Below are 18910 nucleotides of genomic sequence, written 5' to 3'. Positions count from 1 at the left end.
ATGCACGAGAATCAACAACCACAAACCGAGGCTTTTGAGCTGAGTGCGGCAGAGCGTGAAGCGATTGAGCACGAGATGCACCACTACGAAGACCCGCGTGCGGCGTCCATTGAAGCCCTGAAGATCGTTCAGAAGCAGCGTGGCTGGGTGCCGGACGGTGCGATCCACGCGATCGCTGACGTTCTGGGTATTCCGGCGAGCGATGTCGAAGGCGTGGCAACATTCTACAGCCAGATCTTCCGCCAGCCAGTTGGTCGCCATGTGATCCGTTATTGCGACAGCGTGGTCTGTCACATCAACGGTTACCAGGGCATTCAGGCGGCGCTGGAGAAAAAACTAAACATCAAACCAGGGCAAACGACGTTTGACGGTCGCTTTACGCTGCTGCCAACCTGCTGCCTGGGGAACTGTGATAAAGGGCCGAACATGATGATCGATGAGGACACTCACGCGCATCTGACCCCGGAAGCGATCCCTGAACTGCTGGAGCGGTATAAATGAAAAACATTATCCGTACTCCCGAAACGCATCCGCTGACCTGGCGTCTGCGTGATGATAAACAGCCAGTGTGGCTGGATGAATACCGCAGCAAAAACGGTTACGAAGGGGCGCGTAAGGCGCTGACCGGACTTTCTCCGGACGAAATCGTTACTCAGGTAAAAGACTCCGGCCTGAAAGGGCGCGGCGGTGCAGGCTTTTCTACTGGCCTGAAGTGGAGCCTGATGCCGAAAGACGAATCCATGAACATCCGTTACCTGCTGTGTAACGCCGATGAAATGGAGCCGGGCACCTATAAAGACCGCCTGCTGATGGAACAACTGCCGCACCTGCTGGTGGAAGGTATGCTCATCTCCGCGTTTGCGCTGAAAGCTTACCGTGGCTACATCTTCCTGCGTGGCGAATATATTGAAGCGGCAGTGAATCTGCGCCGTGCCATTGCTGAAGCGACCGAAGCGGGTCTGCTTGGCAAAAACATTATGGGAACAGGTTTTGATTTTGAACTGTTTGTCCATACCGGGGCAGGGCGCTACATCTGCGGTGAAGAAACAGCGTTAATCAACTCCCTGGAAGGGCGTCGCGCTAACCCGCGCTCGAAGCCCCCCTTCCCGGCAACCTCCGGCGCATGGGGTAAACCAACCTGCGTCAACAACGTCGAAACCCTGTGTAACGTTCCGGCAATCCTTGCTAACGGCGTGGAGTGGTATCAGAACATCTCGAAAAGCAAAGATGCTGGCACCAAGCTGATGGGCTTCTCCGGTCGGGTGAAAAATCCGGGTCTGTGGGAACTGCCGTTCGGCACTACCGCACGCGAGATCCTCGAAGATTACGCCGGTGGTATGCGTGACGGCCTGAAATTCAAAGCCTGGCAGCCAGGCGGCGCGGGCACCGACTTCCTGACCGAAGCCCACCTTGACCTGCCGATGGAATTCGAAAGTATCGGTAAAGCGGGCAGCCGTCTGGGGACGGCGCTGGCGATGGCGGTTGACCATGAGATCAACATGGTATCGCTGGTGCGTAACCTGGAAGAGTTTTTCGCCCGTGAATCCTGCGGCTGGTGTACACCGTGCCGTGACGGTCTACCGTGGAGCGTGAAAATTCTGCGTGCGCTGGAGCGGGGCGAAGGTCAGCCGGGCGATATCGAAACACTTGAGCAACTGTGTCGATTCTTAGGCCCGGGTAAAACCTTCTGTGCCCACGCACCTGGTGCGGTGGAGCCGTTACAGAGCGCCATCAAATATTTCCGCGAAGAATTTGAAGCGGGAATCAAACAGCCGTTCAGCAATACCCATTTGATTAATGGGATTCAGCCGAACCTGCTGAAAGAACGCTGGTAACCGAATTTCGATTAACGCTCAGTCTCTGACTGAGAAAACTGGAAGCATGCTAATGGCTACAATTCATGTAGACGGCAAAGAATACGAGGTCAACGGAGCGGACAACCTGCTGGAAGCTTGTCTGTCTCTGGGGCTCGATATTCCTTACTTTTGCTGGCATCCGGCGCTGGGAAGCGTCGGTGCTTGCCGCCAGTGTGCGGTGAAGCAATACCAAAACGCGGAAGACACGCGTGGTCGCCTGGTGATGTCCTGTATGACACCGGCTTCCGATGGCACCTTTATTTCCATTGACGACGAAGAAGCGAAACAGTTCCGTGAAAGTGTGGTCGAGTGGTTAATGACTAACCACCCGCACGACTGTCCGGTATGTGAAGAAGGCGGTAACTGCCACCTTCAGGATATGACCGTGATGACCGGGCATACCTTCCGTCGCTATCGTTTCACCAAACGTACCCACCGCAATCAGGATCTGGGGCCGTTCATCTCTCATGAAATGAACCGCTGCATCGCCTGTTACCGCTGTGTGCGTTACTACAAAGATTACGCTGACGGTACGGATCTGGGCGTTTATGGCGCGCACGACAACGTCTACTTCGGTCGCCCGGAAGATGGCACCCTGGAAAGCGAATTTTCCGGTAACCTGGTCGAAATTTGCCCGACCGGCGTATTTACCGACAAAACGCACTCCGAGCGTTACAACCGTAAATGGGATATGCAGTTTGCGCCGAGCATCTGCCAGCAATGTTCCATCGGCTGTAACATCAGCCCCGGCGAACGTTACGGCGAACTGCGTCGTATCGAAAACCGTTACAACGGTACGGTAAACCACTACTTCCTCTGCGACCGTGGTCGTTTCGGTTACGGCTACGTCAACCTGAAAGATCGTCCGCGTCAGCCGGTACAGCGTCGTGGCGATGATTTCATTACCCTCAACGCCGAACAGGCAATGCAGGGCGCAGCAGATATTCTGCGTCAGTCGAAGAAAGTCATCGGCATCGGCTCTCCGCGTGCCAGCGTGGAAAGCAACTTTGCGCTGCGTGAGCTGGTGGGCGAAGAAAACTTCTATACCGGTATTGCTCACGGTGAGCAGGAACGTCTGCAACTGGCGCTGAAAGTACTGCGTGAAGGCGGCATTTATACGCCGGCACTGCGCGAAATCGAATCTTACGATGCGGTACTGGTACTGGGTGAAGACGTTACCCAGACCGGCGCACGCGTCGCGCTGGCGGTGCGTCAGGCGGTGAAAGGTAAAGCACGCGAAATGGCGGCAGCACAGAAAGTGGCTGACTGGCAGATTGCGGCAATCCTCAACATCGGTCAACGTGCGAAGCATCCGCTGTTTGTCACTAACGTTGATGACACCCGTCTGGATGATATTGCGGCGTGGACTTATCGCGCACCGGTTGAAGATCAGGCGCGTTTAGGATTTGCCATCGCCCATGCGCTGGATAACTCCGCGCCAGCGGTTGACGGTATCGAGCCTGAGCTGCAAAGCAAAATCGACGTCATCGTGCAGGCTCTGGCTGGTGCGAAGAAACCGTTGATTATCTCCGGGACGAACGCCGGTAGCACAGAAGTGATTCAGGCGGCGGCTAACGTGGCGAAAGCCCTGAAAGGTCGCGGCGCTGACGTAGGTATCACCATGATTGCCCGTTCCGTCAACAGCATGGGGCTGGGCATTATGGGCGGCGGTTCGCTTGAAGAAGCGTTAACCGAACTGGAAACCGGACGCGCCGACGCGGTGGTGGTGCTGGAAAACGATCTGCATCGTCACGCTTCCGCAACCCGCGTGAATGCTGCGCTGGCTAAAGCGCCGCTGGTGATGGTGGTTGACCATCAACGCACAGCGATCATGGAAAACGCCCATCTGGTGCTTTCCGCCGCCAGCTTTGCTGAAAGCGACGGTACGGTGATCAACAACGAAGGCCGCGCCCAACGTTTCTTCCAGGTTTACGATCCGGCTTATTACGACAGCAAAACTGTCATGCTGGAAAGCTGGCGCTGGCTGCACTCGCTGCACAGCACCTTGCTGAGCCGTGAAGTGGACTGGACACAGCTCGACCATGTAATTGACGCTGTTGTGGCGAAAATCCCGGAACTGGCGGGTATCAAAGATGCTGCGCCGGATGCGACATTCCGTATTCGTGGGCAGAAACTGGCCCGTGAACCGCACCGTTACAGCGGTCGTACCGCCATGCGCGCCAATATCAGCGTTCATGAGCCGCGTCAGCCGCAGGATATTGACACCATGTTCACCTTCTCGATGGAAGGTAACAACCAGCCGACCGCGCACCGTTCGCAAGTGCCGTTTGCCTGGGCACCGGGCTGGAACTCCCCGCAGGCGTGGAACAAATTCCAGGACGAAGTGGGCGGCAAACTGCGCTTTGGCGATCCGGGCGTGCGTCTGTTTGAAACCAGCGAGAATGGTCTGGATTACTTCACCAGCGTACCGGCACGCTTCCAGCCGCAGGACGGGAAATGGCGTATTGCGCCGTACTACCACCTGTTTGGCAGCGATGAATTGTCACAGCGTGCTCCGGTCTTCCAGAGCCGTATGCCGCAGCCGTACATCAAACTCAACCCAGCGGATGCCGCGAAGTTGGGCGTGAATGCGGGGACACGCGTCTCCTTTAGTTACGATGGCAACACGGTCACGCTGCCGGTTGAAATCGCCGAAGGGCTGACGGCAGGGCAGGTGGGCTTGCCGATGGGGATGTCCGGCATTGCTCCAGTGCTGGCTGGCGCGCATCTTGAGGATCTCAAGGAGGCACAACAATGAGTTGGTTATCACCGGAACTGATTGAGATCCTGCTGACCATCCTCAAAGCGGTGGTGATCCTGCTGGTGGTTGTCACCTGCGGGGCATTCATGAGCTTTGGCGAACGTCGCCTGCTGGGTCTGTTCCAGAACCGTTATGGACCTAACCGTGTTGGCTGGGGCGGTTCGCTCCAGCTGGTCGCGGACATGATCAAAATGTTCTTTAAAGAAGACTGGATCCCAAAATTCTCGGATCGCGTCATCTTTACCCTGGCACCGATGATTGCCTTTACCTCGCTGCTGCTGGCCTTTGCGATTGTGCCAGTCAGTCCGGGTTGGGTGGTTGCCGACCTGAATATCGGGATTTTGTTCTTCCTGATGATGGCAGGTCTGGCGGTCTACGCGGTGCTGTTTGCGGGCTGGTCAAGTAACAACAAATACTCGCTGTTGGGTGCGATGCGTGCTTCTGCGCAGACCCTGAGCTACGAAGTGTTCCTCGGGCTTTCCCTGATGGGCGTGGTGGCGCAGGCCGGTTCATTCAACATGACCGACATCGTCAACAGCCAGGCGCATGTGTGGAACGTCATCCCGCAATTCTTTGGTTTTATTACCTTTGCCATCGCGGGCGTGGCGGTGTGTCACCGTCATCCGTTTGACCAGCCGGAAGCCGAGCAGGAACTAGCGGATGGTTACCACATTGAATATTCCGGTATGAAGTTCGGTCTGTTCTTCGTGGGTGAATACATCGGGATTGTGACCATCTCTGCACTGATGGTGACGCTGTTCTTCGGTGGCTGGCAAGGCCCGTTGTTACCGCCATTCATCTGGTTCGCGCTGAAAACCGCGTTCTTTATGATGATGTTCATTTTGATTCGTGCGTCGTTACCACGTCCGCGTTATGACCAGGTAATGTCCTTCGGCTGGAAAATCTGCCTGCCGCTGACGCTGATCAACTTGCTGGTAACGGCGGCTGTCATTCTCTGGCAGGCGCAATAAGGGGCACTAAGACCATGACCTTAAAAGAATTGTTAGTAGGTTTCGGCACCCAGGTTCGTAGTATCTGGATGATCGGCCTGCACGCGTTCGCCAAACGCGAAACGCGAATGTACCCGGAAGAGCCGGTCTATCTGCCGCCCCGTTATCGTGGTCGTATCGTTCTGACCCGCGACCCGGACGGCGAAGAGCGTTGCGTGGCCTGTAACCTCTGTGCGGTAGCCTGCCCGGTCGGCTGTATCTCGCTGCAAAAAGCAGAAACCAAAGACGGTCGCTGGTATCCGGAATTTTTCCGCATCAACTTCTCACGCTGCATTTTCTGTGGTCTGTGCGAAGAAGCCTGTCCGACCACGGCGATCCAGTTAACCCCGGATTTCGAAATGGGGGAATACAAGCGCCAGGATCTGGTTTACGAGAAAGAGGATCTGCTGATCTCCGGTCCGGGCAAATACCCGGAATATAACTTCTACCGGATGGCAGGTATGGCAATCGACGGCAAAGATAAGGGCGAAGCAGAGAACGAAGCCAAGCCTATCGACGTCAAGAGCCTGTTACCGTAAGGAGAGGGGCAATGGAGTTCGCTTTTTATATCTGTGGCCTGATAGCCATACTTGCGACCTTGCGAGTGATCACCCATACCAATCCGGTGCACGCACTGCTGTACCTGATTATTTCGCTGCTGGCGATTTCCGGGGTGTTCTTCTCACTGGGCGCTTACTTCGCCGGTGCGCTGGAAATTATTGTCTACGCCGGTGCCATTATGGTGCTGTTCGTGTTCGTGGTGATGATGCTCAACCTGGGCGGTTCGGAAATTGAACAGGAACGCCAGTGGCTGAAACCGCAGGTGTGGATTGGTCCGGCAATTTTGTCGGCCATCATGCTGGTGGTGATTGTTTACGCCATTCTCGGTGTTAACGATCAGGGTATCGACGGTACGCCAATCAGTGCTAAAGCAGTGGGTATTACGCTGTTCGGGCCTTACGTACTGGCGGTTGAACTGGCTTCTATGCTGCTGCTGGCTGGTCTGGTTGTGGCCTTCCACGTCGGTCGTGAAGAGCGTGCGGGTGAAGTGCTGAGCAATCGTAAAGACGACAGCGCGAAAAGAAAAACGGAGGAGCGCGCATGATCCCCTTACAACATGGACTGATCCTCGCGGCAATCTTATTCGTTCTTGGCTTAACCGGTCTGGTTATCCGTCGCAATCTGCTGTTTATGCTGATTGGTCTGGAAATCATGATTAACGCCTCCGCGCTGGCCTTTGTGGTCGCCGGTAGCTACTGGGGCCAGACCGACGGTCAGGTGATGTACATTCTCGCCATCAGCCTCGCGGCGGCGGAAGCGAGTATCGGCCTTGCGCTGCTGCTGCAACTTCACCGTCGTCGCCAGAACCTGAACATCGATTCAGTAAGTGAGATGCGCGGATGAACATGCTTGCCTTAACCATTATTTTGCCATTGATTGGCTTCGTCCTGCTGGCGTTCTCCCGTGGGCGCTGGTCTGAAAACGTCTCGGCGATCGTGGGCGTTGGCTCTGTAGGCCTGGCGGCGCTGGTAACTGCCTTTATTGGCGTCGATTTCTTCGCTAATGGCGAGCAGGCTTACAGCCAGCCGCTGTGGACGTGGATGTCGGTAGGCGACTTTAATATCGGTTTCAACCTGGTGCTGGACGGCCTGTCGCTGACCATGCTCTCGGTGGTCACCGGTGTGGGTTTCCTGATCCACATGTACGCTTCCTGGTATATGCGCGGTGAAGAGGGATACTCTCGCTTCTTCGCCTACACCAACCTGTTCATCGCCAGCATGGTGGTTCTGGTTCTCGCCGACAACCTGCTGCTGATGTACCTCGGCTGGGAAGGCGTGGGCCTGTGCTCCTATCTGCTGATCGGGTTCTATTACACCGATCCGAAGAATGGCGCAGCGGCAATGAAAGCGTTCGTCGTGACCCGTGTGGGTGACGTGTTCCTCGCTTTCGCGCTGTTCATTCTCTACAACGAACTGGGCACCCTGAACTTCCGCGAAATGGTGGAACTGGCACCAGCGCACTTTGCTGAAGGCAATAACATGCTGATGTGGGCGACGCTGATGCTGCTGGGCGGTGCGGTCGGTAAATCTGCGCAGCTGCCGTTGCAGACATGGCTTGCCGACGCGATGGCTGGCCCGACGCCTGTCTCTGCGCTGATCCACGCTGCAACGATGGTAACCGCTGGTGTCTACCTGATCGCCCGTACCCACGGTCTGTTCCTGATGACTCCGGAAATTCTGCATCTGGTCGGTATCGTGGGTGCGGTGACGCTGGTGCTGGCAGGCTTTGCCGCGCTGGTACAAACCGACATCAAACGTGTTCTCGCTTACTCCACCATGAGCCAGATTGGCTACATGTTCCTGGCGCTTGGCGTACAGGCATGGGATGCGGCGATTTTCCACTTGATGACCCACGCGTTCTTTAAAGCGTTGCTGTTCCTGGCATCCGGTTCCGTCATTCTGGCTTGTCATCACGAACAGAACATCTTCAAGATGGGCGGTCTGCGTAAATCTATTCCGCTGGTTTATCTCTGCTTCCTGGTGGGCGGCGCGGCACTGTCGGCACTGCCGCTGGTCACTGCGGGCTTCTTCAGTAAGGATGAGATCCTCGCGGGTGCGATGGCGAATGGTCATATCAATCTGATGGTGGCAGGTCTGGTCGGTGCGTTTATGACCTCGCTCTACACCTTCCGTATGATTTTCATCGTCTTCCACGGAAAAGAACAAATTCACGCTCACGCCGTGAAAGGGATCACCCACAGCCTGCCGCTGATTGTGCTGCTGATCCTTTCCACCTTCGTTGGCGCACTGATTGTACCGCCGCTGCAGGGCGTGCTTCCGCAAACTACGGAACTGGCACACGGCAGCATGTTGACCCTGGAAATTACCTCTGGCGTGGTTGCGGTCGTCGGCATTCTGCTGGCAGCCTGGCTGTGGCTGGGTAAACGTACTCTGGTGACCTCCATTGCCAACAGTGCGCCGGGTCGCCTGCTGGGAACCTGGTGGTACAACGCCTGGGGCTTTGACTGGTTGTACGACAAAGTGTTCGTCAAGCCGTTCCTGGGTATCGCCTGGTTGCTGAAACGCGATCCGCTGAACTCAATGATGAACATTCCGGCGGTTCTCTCGCGCCTTGCGGGTAAAGGTCTGCTGTTCAGTGAGAACGGCTACCTGCGCTGGTATGTGGCATCCATGAGCATCGGTGCGGTCGTGGTGCTGGCACTGTTGATGGTACTGCGTTGAGTTAAGGATTGTGGGGTCGCCCCTGGGCATATAAGTACGTAGGTCGGATAAGCCGCCTTCGCGGCGCATCCGACACTACAACCGCAATCCGAAGAGAATTTTCTGTCGTGAGAATTCGTTGAAAATCCGGTCCTGACGGGACTTTTACAAGGAATAAAGATCGCCATGTTACTACCCTGGCTAATATTAATTCCCTTTATCGGCGGCTTCCTGTGCTGGCAGACCGAACGCTTTGGCGTCAAGGTGCCGCGCTGGATCGCGCTGATCACCATGGGATTGACGCTGGCGCTGTCGCTGCAACTCTGGTTGCAGGGCGGTTATTCACTGACGCAATCCGCCGGAATTCCGCAGTGGCAGTCTGAATTCGACATGCCGTGGATCCCGCGTTTTGGAATCTCTATCCATCTCGCCATTGATGGTCTGTCGCTGCTGATGGTCGTCCTGACCGGTCTGCTCGGCGTGCTGGCGGTACTTTGCTCGTGGAATGAGATCGAAAAATATCAGGGCTTCTTCCATCTCAACCTGATGTGGATCCTGGGCGGCGTTATCGGCGTGTTCCTTGCCATCGACATGTTCCTGTTCTTCTTCTTCTGGGAAATGATGCTGGTGCCGATGTACTTCCTGATCGCACTGTGGGGGCATAAAGCCTCTGACGGTAAAACGCGTATCACGGCGGCAACCAAGTTCTTCATTTATACCCAGGCGAGTGGTCTGGTGATGTTGATCGCCATCCTGGCGCTGGTTTTCGTTCACTACAATGCGACCGGCGTCTGGACCTTCAACTATGAAGAGTTGCTGAATACGCCAATGTCCAGCGGTGTGGAATATCTGCTGATGCTGGGCTTCTTCATCGCCTTTGCGGTGAAAATGCCGGTGGTTCCACTGCACGGCTGGCTGCCGGATGCGCACTCCCAGGCACCGACTGCCGGTTCCGTTGACCTCGCGGGGATCTTGCTGAAAACCGCCGCTTACGGTCTGCTGCGTTTCTCCCTGCCGCTGTTCCCGAACGCGTCGGCAGAGTTCGCGCCAATCGCTATGTGGCTGGGTGTTATCGGCATCTTCTACGGTGCGTGGATGGCCTTTGCCCAGACTGATATCAAACGTCTGATCGCCTACACCTCGGTTTCCCACATGGGCTTCGTGCTGATTGCTATCTACACCGGCAGCCAGTTGGCCTACCAGGGTGCGGTTATTCAGATGATTGCGCACGGCTTGTCGGCGGCGGGTCTGTTTATTCTCTGCGGTCAGCTTTATGAACGTATCCACACCCGCGACATGCGCATGATGGGCGGTCTGTGGAGCAAGATGAAATGGCTGCCAGCACTGTCCCTGTTCTTTGCGGTGGCAACGCTTGGGATGCCAGGCACCGGTAACTTCGTCGGCGAATTTATGATTCTGTTCGGCAGCTTCCAGGTTGTCCCGGTGATTACCGTTATCTCTACCTTTGGGCTGGTCTTTGCATCTGTTTATTCGCTGGCGATGTTGCATCGCGCTTACTTCGGTAAAGCGAAAAGCCAGATTGCCAGCCAGGAACTGCCAGGGATGTCGCTGCGTGAGCTGTTTATGATCCTGTTGCTGGTGGTGCTGCTGGTACTGCTGGGCTTCTATCCGCAGCCGATTCTGGATACCTCGCACTCCGCGATTGGCAATATCCAGCAGTGGTTTGTTAATTCCGTTACTACTACAAGGCCGTAAATCGCCATGACAATAACTCCACAAAACCTGATCGCACTGCTACCGTTGCTGATCGTCGGCTTGACGGTGGTGGTTGTGATGCTCTCCATTGCGTGGCGACGCAATCATTTCCTCAACGCTACGCTCTCGGTTATTGGGCTTAACGCGGCGCTGGTTTCGCTCTGGTTTGTCGGCCAGGCGGGCGCTATGGACGTTACGCCGCTGATGCGCGTTGATGGTTTCGCCATGCTTTACACCGGGCTGGTACTGTTGGCGAGCCTCGCCACCTGTACTTTCGCTTACCCGTGGCTTGAAGGCTATAACGACAACAAGGACGAGTTCTACCTGTTGGTGTTAATTGCCGCGCTGGGCGGGATCCTGCTGGCGAATGCCAACCATCTGGCGTCTCTGTTCCTCGGTATCGAACTGATCTCTCTGCCGCTGTTTGGCCTGGTCGGTTACGCTTTCCGCCAGAAACGTTCGCTTGAAGCCAGTATCAAATACACCATTCTCTCTGCCGCCGCGTCTTCTTTTCTGCTGTTCGGTATGGCGCTGGTGTACGCGCAGTCTGGTGACCTGTCGTTTGTTGCACTGGGTAAAAACCTCGGCGATGGTATGCTCAACGAGCCGCTGTTGCTGGCAGGTTTCGGCCTGATGATTGTTGGCCTCGGCTTCAAACTCTCTCTGGTGCCGTTCCACTTGTGGACGCCAGACGTATACCAGGGCGCGCCAGCTCCGGTTTCCACCTTCCTGGCGACGGCGAGCAAAATCGCTATCTTCGGTGTGGTGATGCGTTTGTTCCTTTACGCACCGGTGGGTGACAGCGAAGCGATTCGCGTGGTGCTGGCGATTATCGCCTTTGCCTCCATCATCTTCGGTAACCTGATGGCGCTGAGCCAGACCAACATCAAACGTCTGCTCGGTTACTCATCTATCTCTCACCTCGGCTATCTGCTGGTGGCGCTGATTGCGCTGCAAACTGGCGAGATGTCGATGGAAGCGGTAGGGGTTTACCTGGCCGGTTATCTGTTCAGCAGCCTCGGTGCGTTCGGTGTGGTCAGCCTGATGTCCAGCCCGTACCGTGGCCCGGATGCTGATTCCCTGTTCTCTTACCGTGGTCTGTTCTGGCATCGCCCGATCCTCGCGGCAGTGATGACGGTGATGATGCTGTCTCTGGCCGGTATCCCGATGACGCTGGGCTTTATCGGTAAGTTCTACGTGCTGGCAGTCGGTGTTCAGGCGCACTTATGGTGGCTGGTGGGCGCTGTGGTTGTCGGTTCGGCAATCGGCCTCTACTACTACCTGCGTGTGGCGGTGAGTCTGTACCTTCATGGTTCAGAACAGCCAAACCGTGATGCGCCGTCAGACTGGCAGTACACAGCAGGTGGTATCGTGGTGCTAATCTCTGCACTGCTGGTTCTGGTGCTGGGTGTATGGCCGCAACCGCTGATTAGCATTGTGCGTTTGGCAATGCCGATGATGTAAGTCGTCAGTCTGTAAGCTGAGAAAGCCGCCGACATGTTCGGCGGTTTTTTTATGGTGCCCTGACACCATCACCCAACAATAACCGTCAGCGCATGATTCCCTTGCCGTAGCATACGTCTGTACGCACTAATCAGCTTTTCCATATCAAGCATGATCGAAGCAAAGAGCTGCCCCTCTAACTCTTCTGAAAAGGTCACTCCCGGATATATCTCCATTTCATTGAGCCGCTGAATGGAAAACTGTTTACGCAGCTCATTTCGGTCGAGTGCCTCCAGGCGGTCGATAGTAGCGGCTAATTCCTGATTCCATGTCAATCCCAGGAAACCATCGATACCCTCTTCGAGACTATGTTCACCGAGCACAGCACGACTCAGCGGATCATTCTTCGCTGGATCAAAGGCAGAGGTGCCCGTCAGGCCAAAATGTAAAAAATCCCAGCGTTTATCAATATCCAGTCGCCTTGAGCCTGAAAGCGTTTCATGAATATCGTCCATTAAAGATTTTTCATTAGACTCAATCAGCTTGTTGGCCTTTTCTGAGTTTATTTCCGCAAAATACGCAATCATTCCCATCTTATTTCTCCCGTCAGATTTCCTTTTGCGCATCTTAAAACAGACGGAGAAAAATAAAATATACAAGCTGCTTTTTCTGGAGCCGCCTCGAGGAAATTTTATTATTTACTGTTGTACAACAAGGTTATAACACCATCCACCACCTGCGCCATTTTCTGATAGTTCAGTCTGTCTGCTGTATCGCCGGGCTGGTGATATTGTTTATTACGATAAAAAGCTGTGTCTGTAATCATGACGGCGGGAATATCCTGCTGCCAGTAATTAAGGTGGTCGGAGAAATCAATACCGGGAATAAAATCAGGGGCATTAATAGAATAAACAGATAATTCTTTTGACGATAACAACGCGGCTTTTACCTGACGCACGGCGCTGATATCCTGCATTCTGCCGACCACAGCAATAAAGTCACCTCGATCGGGATAAAGCCAGGACATCGCAGAGTAAGGATAGTCTTGACTCCCAGGCGCGGAATCATAAAACCCAATCATTTCAAGGGATATCATCAGTTTAACCGGGCGCATCAGGGTAACGGCATGTACCGCGCTTCCCATTTCGTCACTGCGAAAGAAGGGCGGCTCTTCCGAAGCATAGGCAACCAGTTGTACGCCAATAGCTGGTGCTTTCTGTTGTAGCAGACGCGCCAGTTCCAGTAATCCTGCGACGCCGCTGGCGTTATCATCCGCACCAGGCGTATAGATTAATTGGTCGTTTTCATAACTGGTTGCGGAATCATAGTGCGCACCAATAATAATCAGCGGTCCATCCTGTGGACCATAGTCAGCAATAATGTTTTTGTAAGGCCCATCAATAATAGGAACCCTCTGTTCGGTAACTTTTGCCCCGCTTTGTGTGAAAATATTTTTAATATAGCTGGCAGATATATTCAATTTATCAATATGATCAGCACTGCGTGGATACTGTGTTTGTGAAAGATAACGTACCGTTTTTTCTAGCTGCTCAGGGCTGGCATGTTGCGGTGTGGGGGGTAAGGCGCTGACGTAAGGTTGATATAAAACAAGTAAAGGGAGAGAAAATATTAGCAATATGATATAGAGAGGAATTATTCTTTTCATATATTTATTGTTGATGAAATGTGTTGTTTTATCATTATTCATGATGAGTGCCAGTAATGTATTTAATTAATACTGACAGGAATATACAAAAGATATATTTTACGCCAGGTTCATGAGTTTTTTTAAAGGAATTTGTATGAGAAATAAAAATATAATTATGTTGCTTATTGGTGGTTTGATTTTGACAGGATGCGGACAGGAGCCTGATGATAAGGAAAACCCGCAGCACCAATCTACTACATCGACAGACCAGCAAGCGCGAGCCACGCAACAAGCGGCAACAAAAGTGGCTGAGCAAAGAGCCGCCGCTGCTAAAGCCGCTGCAGACGCGAAAGCAAAAGCCTTAGTCCAGCAAGAAGCGCAACAATACTCAGACAAACAAGCTTTACAGGGGCGATTGCAGGAAGCGCCAACATATGAAAGAGCGGCTAAAGCAAAAGCTACACATATCTCAAATCCTGGAACCGCTCGCTACCAGCAGTTCGATGACAATCCGGTTAAGCAGGTAGCGCAAAACCCGTTGGCGACGTTTAGCCTTGATGTTGACACCGGCAGCTATGCAAATGTACGCCGTTTTCTCAATCATGGGCAGTTGCCTCCGCCAGATGCAGTGCGGGTGGAGGAGATGGTGAATTACTTTCCGTCAGACTGGGTTATTAATGATAAAAGCAATAATAAAGAGCTTGTTCCCGCCAGTAAGCCTGTACCTTTTGTTATGCGCCACGAACTGGCACCGGCGCCATGGAATGAGCAGCGAACCTTACTGAAAGTGGATATTCTGGCGAAAGATCTCAAAAGTGAAGCGTTTCCTGCTTCTAATCTGGTCTTTCTTATCGACACGTCTGGGTCAATGTATTCTGATGAACGCTTACCTCTAATTCAGTCTTCTTTGAAATTGCTGGTCAAAAAACTCCGTGATCAGGACAACATTTCTATCGTGACCTATGCCGGTGACTTCCGTATTGCGTTGCCTTCTACCTTCGGGAATCATAAAGATGAAATCAATGCTGCTATTGATTCGCTGAATGCCAGAGGTAGCACTAATGGCGGTGCCGGGCTGGAGATGGCTTATCAGCAGGCAGCGAAGGGGTTTATTAAAGGTGGCGTCAATCGCATTTTATTAGCAACTGACGGTGATTTTAACGTTGGCATTGACGATCCAAAATCGATTGAATTAATGGTGAAAAAACAGCGGGAGTCTGGTGTTACGCTATCGACGCTGGGCGTAGGAGGGGATAATTACAATGAGGCAATGATGGTGAGAATTGCCGATGTCGGCAACGGTAATTACAGCTACATTGATACCCTCTCTGAAGCGCAGAAAGTGTTAAACAGCGAAATGCATCAGACGTTGGTTACCGTGGCGAAAGATGTTAAAGCGCAGATTGAGTTTAACCCGGCGTGGGTGACGGAATATCGTCAGATTGGTTATGAAAAGCGCCAACTGCAGGCAGAAGATTTTAATAACGACAATGTTGATGCTGGCGATATTGGCGCAGGTAAACATATAACTTTGTTATTTGAATTAACGCTGAACGGACAAAAAGCGTCAATTGATAAATTACGCTATGCACCGGATCAGAAATCAGCGAAATCGGACAAAGCGAAAGAGCTGGCATGGTTAAAGATACGCTGGAAATACCCTCAGGGAAAAGAAAGTCAGTTAGTTGAATTTCCACTGCTACCGACAACTAATGCTCCTTCTGAAGATATGTATTTTCGCGCAGCAGTAGCTGCATATGGGCAAAAGTTACGTGGTTCTGAATACCTGAACAATACATCCTGGCAGCAGATCAAACAGTGGGCGCGGCAGGCAAAAGGGCAAGATTCTCAAGGTTACAGAGCTGAATTTATTCGTCTGACTGAACTGGCGGAAGGTCTGGACAATTTACAAAACTAAAAATGATAAATCTGTTTGCCTGATATCGACATCAAGCATATTCGGCAAACAGATGAAAGATATGTCGAATAAGTACGTTGGCATCATGAAATTAATCCGCCAACTAACTACCGCATTTCGATTTAAATGCTAAACACCGCGAAATCGCTCGCCAGTTCTGTTGCCGGGAAAATTGCCCGGCACTCGCGTAATAAATGCTGACAGCCTTTATCATCATAGCGTGAGCTGACGTGGGTAATGATCAATTTGCCGACACCCGCCTCACGAGCCAGAGTCGCCGCCTGACGGCTTGAACTGTGCCCACGGCTGTTAGCTTTGGCTTCCATCTCCATATCCAGCGTCGTTTCGTGAACCATTATGTCGGCACCTTTAGCAAGATCGATTGCGGCATCGCAAGGGCCGGTATCACCGAAAATGGCGATTGATTTACCCGGCGTAGGCGCGGCTAAGTAATCAGCGCCGTTAATCTGCCGACCGTCTTCCAGCGTGACTGTTTTGCCTTTTTTCAAATCCTGGAACAGCGGACCGGGTTGTACGCCGGCATCTTTTAACGCCTGGGCATTCAGCGCGCCTGGTTTATCATGTTCTTCAATACGATAGCCGTAACACTCCAGTGGATGTTCCATTGGATATGCCGTTACCTTGCGCAGGCCATCATCAACTATTTCTCCTGCCGTAATTTCAACAATTTCCAGCGGATAATCGGTCCATGAGCCGCTAATGCGTAACGCTGTCTCAACAAATTCACGGATACCTTTCGGACCATAAATCGTTAATGGTTGCATAATGCCTGACATGGAACGACTGCATAGCAATCCGGGCAAGCCAAAAAGGTGATCGCCATGAAGATGGCTTATAAAAATCCTGTCCAGTTTTCCTGGGTTAAATGCCGTGTGCAACATCTGGTGTTGTGTACCTTCACCACAGTCAAATAACCAAAGCCCGGCTTGCGTCGGATGTTGCAGATTAAGCAATATGGCTGTGACATTACGTGTCCGGGTCGGAACACCTGCCGAAGTACCTAAAAAAATTAATTCCATGAGTTCATCACGCTGCTGAAAATATTCCGGCTAGTATAAAGCAAACAGTACAAAGGAGCCTTCCATGATCGACTGGCAAGATCTGCATCATTCTGATTTATCCGTTTCTCAGCTTTATGCCTTATTACAGCTGCGTTGTGCGGTATTTGTAGTGGAACAAAACTGTCCTTACCAGGATATCGATGGTGACGATCTGGAGGGAGAAAATCGCCACATTCTCGGTTGGCATAACGGGACACTGGTGGCGTATGCGAGGATTCTGAAAAGTGACGACGAACTGCAACCCGTCGTGATTGGTCGGGTGATTGTCAGCGAAGACTTACGCGGCGAAAAAATCGGTCAACAATTGATGAGTAAGGCGCTGGAATCGTGTACTCGCCACTGGCCGGAGAAGCCGATCTATCTGGGGGCGCAGGCGCATTTACAAAACTTTTATGGGCAATTTGGTTTCATCCCTGTGACAGATATTTATGAGGAAGATGGTATTCCGCATATCGGGATGGCGCGCGAGGTTATTCAGGCGTAATCGATAACCGTTGTCTATAGTTAGTGGCAGGTTTTACGCAAATGGAGAACGATAATGTCTAATCAGTTTGGTGATACACGTATCGATGACGACCTGACGTTGCTGAGTGAAACACTTGAAGAGGTACTACGTTCCTCTGGCGATCCCGCCGATCAAAAATATGTTGAGTTAAAGGCGCGTGCAGAAAAGGCGCTGGATGATGTGAAAAAAAGGGTAAGCCAGGCTTCTGACAGTTATTACTATCGGGCGAAGCAGGCGGTTTATCGCGCCGATGACTACGTCCACGAAAAACCCTGGCAGGGAATTGGCGTTGGCGCGGCTGTTGGACTGGTATTAGGACTGTTGCTGGCTCGCCGTTAAAACCTCCCTACACTGGGGTACTGCATTTTTTCTGTAGTACCCCGTATAATGTGAGGCTTTTAACAGGGAGAGGTCCGCGTGCAATCACTTACTACGGCGCTGGAAAATCTACTGCGCCATTTGTCGCAAGAGATTCCGGCGACACCCGGCATTCGGGTTTTCGACATTCCTTTCCCTCTCAATGACGCTTTTGATGCCTTAAGCTGGCTGGCCAGTCAGCAAACGTATCCGCAATTTTACTGGCAACAACGTAATGGCGATGAAGAAGCTGCCGTGCTGTGCGCAATCACCCGCTTTACGTCGTTAGATCAGGCGCAACGTTTTCTTCGTCAGTATCCGGAACACACCGACTTACGTATCTGGGGACTGAATGCGTTTGACCCGTCGCAGGGCAATCTACTTTTACCACGCCTGGAATGGCGACGCTGTGGCGGTAAAGCCACGCTACGGCTGACGCTATTCAGTGAAAATTCCCTTCAGCACGATGCTGTTAAGGCAAAAGAATTTATCGCCACACTGGCGAATATTAAACCTTTGCCCGCGTTACGTTTAACCACCACGAAAGAACAACACTGGCCGGACAAAACTGGCTGGACGCGATTAATCGAACTGGCAACGAAAACCATCGCCGAAGGTGAGCTCGACAAAGTGGTTCTTGCTCGGGCGACTGACCTGCATTTCGCAAGTCCGGTCAATGCGGCGGCGATGATGGCTGCCAGCCGGCGGCTCAATCTGAACTGCTATCATTTTTACATGGCCTTTGATGGCGAAAATGCTTTTCTTGGCTCAACGCCTGAGCGGCTATGGCGGCGGCGAGACAAAGCTCTGCGTACCGAAGCTCTGGCGGGAACGGTAGCAAATCATTCTGATGATAAGCAGGCGCAGCAGTTGGGTGAGTGGCTGATGGCGGATGATAAAAACCAGCGCGAGAACATGCTGGTGGTGGAAGATATCTGCCAACGATTGCAGGCCGATACCCAGACGCTGGATGTGTTACCGCCGCAGATACTGCGTCTGCGTAAAGTGCAGCATCTGCGCCGCTGTATCTGGACTTCACTCAACAAAGCGGATGATGTGATCTGTTTACATCAGTTGCAGCCAACGGCAGCAGTTGCTGGTTTACCGCGCGATCTGGCGCGGCAGTTCATCGCCCGGCACGAACCGTTCACCCGTGAATGGTATGCCGGTTCTGCGGGTTATCTCTCATTACAACAAAGCGAATTCTGCGTTTCCCTGCGCTCGGCGAAAATCAGTGACAATGTGGTGCGATTATATGCCGGAGCAGGCATTGTCCGAGGCTCAGACCCCGAGCAGGAGTGGCAGGAAATCGACAACAAAGCGGCAGGGTTGCGAACATTATTACAAATGGAATAGTAATGAGTCGCATCATTACCGATTCATATCAATAATCTATTTTTGTAGCTCCTTATAC

At 52.8% G+C, this 18910-nt stretch carries 17 protein-coding genes; 14 read left to right on the top strand and 3 right to left on the bottom strand.

The features are described from left to right. The 10 genes from nuoE (at position 1) to nuoN (ending at position 12007) form a co-directional block, all read left to right on the top strand. On the top strand, positions 1-501 hold the full coding sequence (gene nuoE / locus BEG40_RS13535) for an NADH-quinone oxidoreductase subunit NuoE (RefSeq protein ID WP_000545042.1): 501 nt from the start codon (positions 1-3) through the stop codon (positions 499-501). Next, complete coding sequence (gene nuoF, locus BEG40_RS13530; protein ID WP_000789511.1) at positions 498-1835, top strand: NADH-quinone oxidoreductase subunit NuoF; 1338 nt, start codon at positions 498-500, stop codon at positions 1833-1835. The genes nuoE and nuoF overlap by 4 nt, the downstream gene beginning before the upstream one ends. 52 nt (positions 1836-1887) lie before the next feature. Further along, positions 1888-4614, top strand: a complete 2727-nt coding sequence (nuoG, locus tag BEG40_RS13525; RefSeq protein ID WP_105285558.1) for an NADH-quinone oxidoreductase subunit NuoG — start codon at positions 1888-1890, stop codon at positions 4612-4614. Next, positions 4611-5588 carry an NADH-quinone oxidoreductase subunit NuoH gene (gene nuoH / locus BEG40_RS13520; RefSeq protein WP_000118685.1) on the top strand — a complete coding sequence of 326 codons (978 nt, stop codon included), beginning with the start codon at positions 4611-4613 and terminating at the stop codon, positions 5586-5588. The genes nuoG and nuoH overlap by 4 nt, the downstream gene beginning before the upstream one ends. Before the next feature lie 14 nt (positions 5589-5602). Beyond that, positions 5603-6145: an NADH-quinone oxidoreductase subunit NuoI gene (gene nuoI / locus BEG40_RS13515; protein ID WP_000172749.1), complete on the top strand. Its 543-nt coding sequence runs from the start codon at positions 5603-5605 to the stop codon at positions 6143-6145. An 11-nt stretch (positions 6146-6156) separates the two neighbouring features. Next, complete coding sequence (gene nuoJ, locus BEG40_RS13510; RefSeq protein ID WP_000393513.1) at positions 6157-6711, top strand: NADH-quinone oxidoreductase subunit J; 555 nt, start codon at positions 6157-6159, stop codon at positions 6709-6711. After that, positions 6708-7010 carry an NADH-quinone oxidoreductase subunit NuoK gene (gene nuoK, locus BEG40_RS13505; RefSeq protein ID WP_000612644.1) on the top strand — a complete coding sequence of 101 codons (303 nt, stop codon included), beginning with the start codon at positions 6708-6710 and terminating at the stop codon, positions 7008-7010. The genes nuoJ and nuoK overlap by 4 nt, the downstream gene beginning before the upstream one ends. Beyond that, positions 7007-8848 carry an NADH-quinone oxidoreductase subunit L gene (nuoL, locus tag BEG40_RS13500; RefSeq protein ID WP_001056629.1) on the top strand — a complete coding sequence of 614 codons (1842 nt, stop codon included), beginning with the start codon at positions 7007-7009 and terminating at the stop codon, positions 8846-8848. The genes nuoK and nuoL overlap by 4 nt, the downstream gene beginning before the upstream one ends. A gap of 165 nt (positions 8849-9013) precedes the next feature. After that, complete coding sequence (gene nuoM, locus BEG40_RS13495; RefSeq protein ID WP_000926452.1) at positions 9014-10543, top strand: NADH-quinone oxidoreductase subunit M; 1530 nt, start codon at positions 9014-9016, stop codon at positions 10541-10543. A 6-nt stretch (positions 10544-10549) separates the two neighbouring features. Beyond that, positions 10550-12007, top strand: coding sequence for an NADH-quinone oxidoreductase subunit NuoN (nuoN, locus tag BEG40_RS13490; protein ID WP_000156703.1), 1458 nt, complete (start codon positions 10550-10552; stop codon positions 12005-12007). A gap of 68 nt (positions 12008-12075) precedes the next feature. On the opposite strand, the gene BEG40_RS13485 is transcribed toward nuoN, so the two are convergent. Together BEG40_RS13485 and BEG40_RS13480 are read right to left on the bottom strand one after the other, a co-directional pair. After that, complete coding sequence (locus BEG40_RS13485) at positions 12076-12579, bottom strand: YfbM family protein (RefSeq protein ID WP_000525339.1); 504 nt, start codon at positions 12577-12579, stop codon at positions 12076-12078. A gap of 101 nt (positions 12580-12680) precedes the next feature. After that, positions 12681-13652 carry a M28 family metallopeptidase gene (locus BEG40_RS13480; protein WP_105285583.1) on the bottom strand — a complete coding sequence of 324 codons (972 nt, stop codon included), beginning with the start codon at positions 13650-13652 and terminating at the stop codon, positions 12681-12683. Between the two features lie 136 nt (positions 13653-13788). Here BEG40_RS13480 and BEG40_RS13475 point away from each other — a divergent pair, with 136 nt between their 5' ends. Next, positions 13789-15552, top strand: a complete 1764-nt coding sequence (locus BEG40_RS13475) for a vWA domain-containing protein (protein WP_105285557.1) — start codon at positions 13789-13791, stop codon at positions 15550-15552. A gap of 122 nt (positions 15553-15674) precedes the next feature. Here the strand turns inward: BEG40_RS13475 and rbn are convergent, their stop codons facing one another. Further along, a complete protein-coding gene (gene rbn / locus BEG40_RS13470) occupies positions 15675-16592 on the bottom strand; it encodes a ribonuclease BN (protein ID WP_105285556.1) in 918 nt (305 codons plus the stop codon). Between the two features lie 64 nt (positions 16593-16656). Here rbn and BEG40_RS13465 point away from each other — a divergent pair, with 64 nt between their 5' ends. The 3 genes from BEG40_RS13465 (at position 16657) to menF (ending at position 18852) form a co-directional block, all read left to right on the top strand. Then, positions 16657-17118, top strand: coding sequence for a GNAT family N-acetyltransferase (locus BEG40_RS13465; RefSeq protein WP_000568143.1), 462 nt, complete (start codon positions 16657-16659; stop codon positions 17116-17118). A 54-nt stretch (positions 17119-17172) separates the two neighbouring features. Beyond that, a complete protein-coding gene (gene elaB, locus BEG40_RS13460; RefSeq protein ID WP_000070621.1) occupies positions 17173-17478 on the top strand; it encodes a stress response protein ElaB in 306 nt (101 codons plus the stop codon). A gap of 78 nt (positions 17479-17556) precedes the next feature. Further along, the gene (gene menF, locus BEG40_RS13455) at positions 17557-18852 is read left to right on the top strand and encodes an isochorismate synthase MenF (RefSeq protein ID WP_105285555.1); all 1296 of its coding nucleotides are present in this window, start codon (positions 17557-17559) and stop codon (positions 18850-18852) included. Positions 18853-18910 lie beyond the last annotated feature (58 nt).

The sequence above is a fragment of the Escherichia sp. MOD1-EC5495 genome (genome assembly GCF_002965965.1).
Lineage (GTDB): Bacteria > Pseudomonadota > Gammaproteobacteria > Enterobacterales > Enterobacteriaceae > Escherichia > Escherichia ruysiae.
This window is presented reverse-complemented; position numbering and strand designations above follow the sequence as displayed.